This window comes from Candidatus Photodesmus anomalopis (assembly GCF_000731785.2).
GTDB lineage: Bacteria > Pseudomonadota > Gammaproteobacteria > Enterobacterales > Vibrionaceae > Vibrio > Vibrio anomalopis.
Map to the genome: position 1 here is coordinate 1 of NZ_JGVJ01000004.1, position 4,230 is coordinate 4,230.

Below are 4,230 nucleotides of genomic sequence, written 5' to 3' on the forward strand. Positions count from 1 at the left end.
TAAAATAGCTATTATATGTTTTTTAGCTTCTGAATTACTGCCTTTGTATGAGGCTTTATCCCTCTCCAAAATAGAAAACTCTCAGCAGCTTGCTCTACTAACATTCCTAAACCATCGTATATATGAATTACATTATTAATTTTAGCCCATTGATTAAAACAACTGATTCTATTTTGATAATTCATATCATAACTTATTGTTTTTGAATTAAATATTCTAGGAGAAATTTTTGGAATTTCTCCTTTTAAACTTGCTGATGTTGAGTTAATGACAAGATCAAAACTATTATTAAGGTTATTGAAATTATATGGCAAAACATTACCATATAATTGAAATTTTTTTGCTAATTGTTCTGCCTTACTTAAAGTTCGATTAGCAATAACAATTTGCATCGGATTTCGTTCTAATAATGGCTTTAAAACACCCTGTGCAGCTCCACCAGCACCAATCAATAGTATATTTGCTTTTTTTAAAATAACTGACTGAGATAATAAATCTCTTACTAATCCTTCACCATCAGTATTATCACCTAATATTCTACCGTCATCAAGTTTTTTTAATGTGTTTACTGCACCTGCAAATTGAGCACGTTTAGTTAATTTATCTGAAAATTGGAAAGCTTTTTTTTTAAAAGGCAAAGTGATATTACAACCTTTTCCTCCTAATTTAAAAAAAGTCTGTATGACTTTAAAAAAACTATTGATTGGGACTAAATTAGCAGTATAAATGATATCTTCTTTAGTTTGCTTCATAAATAAACTATGAATCAATGGTGATTTACTATGTTTAATTGGATTACCAAATACTGCATAAGCATCAGGTTGTTTGAAAGAGTTCATTGGATTTAAATAAAACAAAATAGATTAACCTTAATGAAAAAAGTATCTATTTTTTATTAATTTATCTAAGTTGCATAAAAGTTTTTGCATCAAAAATTTTACTTGGTTTATCTTGATTGCCAGTTTCTTCATCTAATATAGTAAATATTTTTTTACCAAATTGCTTTTTGATATCAACACTTTTTATGCACGGTTTTTGCCCTGTTAAATTGGCACTTGTTGAAATTAATGGTTTACCAAATTTACAACATATCTTTTTTACTGTTGGATGATTACTAACCCTTACTGCAATCGAATTAAATTGACCAGATAATAAATTAGAAACTAAAGAACTCGATGGCATAGTCCATGTAATAGGACCTGGCCAAGTTGCATGTATCTTTTTAAGTTGAGCTTGAGTCAATTGAGTTTCATCTATATAAGGTAACAATTGTTGATAGGAACTTGCTACTAAAATTAATCCTTTGCTAATTGGACGTTGCTTTAACCAAAGCAATTTTTGAATAGCTTGAAGATTATCGGGATCGCATCCTATCCCAAATACGCTTTCAGTTGGATATGCTACAATCTTTCCTTTTTTTAGACCTTTTAATAATAGGTTTAAATTACTCATAAGGATTTCTAATATATGAAAACTAATTGATTTATAAATAATAAAATACTTATTTCTATAATCTATGTACTGATGTTTTTTCTAGAAACAAAGAATATGCATAAATGTTTTCCTATTCTTCTTTTCATATCATATAATACACTAAACTAGTTAATATTAGTACTGGTAATTAATTTAAAGGAATTTATAAATGAAAGTTAGTGTTATTATGGGTTCTAAATCTGACTGGCCGACGATTAAATTATCAGTAGATATACTTAAGCAATTTCATATTAAACATGAAATGCGAATCATATCTGCACATAGAACACCACAATTTTTAGCTGACTACGCAAATACTGCTAAAGAACGAGGAATCAAAGTAATTATTGCAGCAGCTGGTTATGCAGCGCATCTTCCAGGAATGATAGCAGCATTTACAAGTCTTCCTGTAATTGGAGTACCAATTCAATCCAATGCACTAAAAGGTCTTGACTCTTTACTTTCCATCGTACAAATGCCAAAAGGGATTGCAGTTGGTACAATGGCTATTGGAGAAGCAGGAGCAATGAATGCTGGAATTTTTGCAGCACAAATTATAGGCACATTTAATGAACAGATCATGAATAAAATTCAATTATTTCGTAAAAAACAAACTGAAAATGTACTATTAAATCAAGACCCAACAAAGGATTAATAATTATATGCGTGTTTTAATAATAGGAGCAGGGCAACTTTCACGTATGTTGTCTTTAGCAGGCGGACCTTTTAATATGAAAATTTCAGCATTTGATTTGCATACTCAAAGTGTAATTCATCCATTGACTCAAACACCCGTATATTCTAGCTTGATTGAGGCTATAAAACAAACTGATGTAATTACTGCTGAAATTGAAAATATTTCTTATGAAGTTTTAAACCTTTGTGAAAAGAGCGGAAAATTCCTACCAAATATGCATATGATTAAAGTTGGAAAAGATCGTCGTATTGAAAAAACTTTGCTAAATAAGCTTAACATTAATAATCTTAATTATAATATTATTAATAAAAAAAATGACTTAAAAAACGCAATTAAACAAATTGGATTTCCTATGGTATTAAAAACGGCCTTAGGTGGATACAATGGAAAAGGTCAGTGGTATTTAAAAAAAGCAGATGATATTAATGCTACTTGGAACATGTTAGAAAAATGTATTAGGATATCATCAGAAAATAAGCAATCTATCATTGCAGAAAAGCTCATTTCTTTTGAACGAGAACTATCTTTAATTGGTGCAAGAGGAAAAGATGGTACTAGTGTGATTTATCCTTTAACAGAAAATATACATACCAACGGCATATTAAATTTGTCAATTTCAATTAACAATTTAGAACTTCAACAACAAGCTAAAAAAATATTTATTAGCATTACAAATAAACTACAATACGTGGGAGTTTTAACTATTGAATTTTTTGAATTTAATGGCCAGTTGTTAGTTAATGAAATTGCTCCAAGAGTACATAATTCTGGACATTGGACTCAACAAGGAACAGAAACTTGTCAATTTGAAAACCATTTACGTGCAGTATGCGGAATGCCTTTAGGAAGTACTAAATTGCTTCGTTTTACATCAATGATTAATATACTAGGTATAGATTCTTTACCTGATGAAATACTGGCTTTAGATACTTGTCATATACATTGGTATGGAAAAAAGAAACAACCTTCTCGAAAAATGGGACATATAAATGTTTCTGCTAACGATATTGATACAATGTACTATAAGCTTCGTATTCTAGCTAGATCGCTTGATAAAAATATTTTTTCTGCTTTACATAAATTTATTGAAAAGCAATCTATTAAACAATAAAAATCAATCATCTATTAAACTAATATAGGCTGGTCTTTTAATACATATTTTTTCGGGTTGTAGTTCCTTATCTATTAGCATCAGCAGATCTTTTATAATCATTCTATTATAAATTACTTTACCTAAAAAAACAGCGTATATATTTTCAGATGCTGTTCCGAAAGAAAAATTTTCTAACCCTGCAAATTCAATTTTATTATACTGTTTACCTGAGCAAGTATGAAATACAGCTCCATCCCAAAAACCTTGAATTAACTGCAAACCCTCTTTAGCTTTTCTTTCAACTTTATTTAACATCGCATTTGCTTTTTTTTGGTAGGAAAATAATTCTTTTTGAGTCAATGGAAAAATTTTTTGATCTAAACGATAATGCTGATATACGGCACTCCCCTTCTGATTAAAACGAAGGTGAATATAATAAGGTACTAATTCCTGAGTGGCTTTTAATTTTTCACCTTTACGAATTAATTCCCTAAGTACTCCATCAGTCCAAAGATAGTCAGTTTTATACCAAGTATTATTACCAAAATCTAAATAATCAGCTCCTGATTTTAATTTTGAAGACTTTTTAGTATACCAATAAAAACTCAAACCATTTTGAACTAACTCACCAGTAGTATATTGAGTTACATTAAAATTAAACACTGAAGGAAATAAACAACCAAAGAGAAAAGTTGATAATGAAAAAAAAAATATAGCGCATGTTGATATTACTTTTAAGATAACTAAACAATTAATCAAACTAACAATTTTGGAAGTATTTTTTTTCAATATTAAAGCAATTAATTATAGCATGGCAGGGGTGGAGAGAATCGAACTCCCAACAAGCGGATTTGGAATCCGCTGCTCTGCCAATTGGAGCTACACCCCTACATTAATAGCACCTTATGGAGAAAAAAGTAATTTTTGGCGGAGTGGACGGGATTCGAACCCGCGACCCCCGGCGTGA

Annotated in this window: 5 protein-coding genes and 1 tRNA gene; 2 read left to right on the top strand and 4 right to left on the bottom strand. The window is 29.8% G+C overall.

The genetic code is table 11. The features are described from left to right. Positions 1-11: 11 nt before the first annotated feature. Complete coding sequence (gene aroE / locus CF66_RS00610) at positions 12-839, bottom strand: shikimate dehydrogenase (RefSeq protein WP_034411184.1); 828 nt, start codon at positions 837-839, stop codon at positions 12-14. Positions 840-900: 61 nt separating this feature from the next. Continuing rightward, the gene (gene tsaC, locus CF66_RS00615) at positions 901-1,452 is read right to left on the bottom strand and encodes an L-threonylcarbamoyladenylate synthase type 1 TsaC (RefSeq protein WP_016504213.1); all 552 of its coding nucleotides are present in this window, start codon (positions 1,450-1,452) and stop codon (positions 901-903) included. A 190-nt stretch (positions 1,453-1,642) separates the two neighbouring features. On the opposite strand from tsaC, the gene purE reads away from it, so the two are divergent. After that, positions 1,643-2,128: a 5-(carboxyamino)imidazole ribonucleotide mutase gene (gene purE / locus CF66_RS00620; protein WP_016504212.1), complete on the top strand. Its 486-nt coding sequence runs from the start codon at positions 1,643-1,645 to the stop codon at positions 2,126-2,128. Positions 2,129-2,135: 7 nt separating this feature from the next. Beyond that, on the top strand, positions 2,136-3,281 hold the full coding sequence (locus CF66_RS00625) for a 5-(carboxyamino)imidazole ribonucleotide synthase (protein ID WP_016504211.1): 1,146 nt from the start codon (positions 2,136-2,138) through the stop codon (positions 3,279-3,281). 3 nt (positions 3,282-3,284) lie between these two features. Here CF66_RS00625 and CF66_RS00630 read toward each other — a convergent pair whose 3' ends face one another. Beyond that, positions 3,285-4,052, bottom strand: coding sequence for a DUF1481 domain-containing protein (locus CF66_RS00630; protein ID WP_052541650.1), 768 nt, complete (start codon positions 4,050-4,052; stop codon positions 3,285-3,287). A 23-nt stretch (positions 4,053-4,075) separates the two neighbouring features. Continuing rightward, positions 4,076-4,152: transfer RNA gene (locus CF66_RS00635), tRNA-Trp, on the bottom strand. Between the last annotated feature and the right edge of the window lie 78 nt (positions 4,153-4,230).

Bases quoted from the DNA above. Each gene is read 5' to 3' on its own strand.
- CF66_RS00625 (WP_016504211.1), top strand. From the start codon at position 2,136: ATGCGTGTTTTAATAATAGGAGCAGGGCAACTTTCACGTATGTTGTCT.
- aroE (WP_034411184.1), bottom strand. From the start codon at position 839: ATGAACTCTTTCAAACAACCTGATGCTTATGCAGTATTTGGTAATCCA.
- tsaC (WP_016504213.1), bottom strand. From the start codon at position 1,452: ATGAGTAATTTAAACCTATTATTAAAAGGTCTAAAAAAAGGAAAGATT.
- purE (WP_016504212.1), top strand. From the start codon at position 1,643: ATGAAAGTTAGTGTTATTATGGGTTCTAAATCTGACTGGCCGACGATT.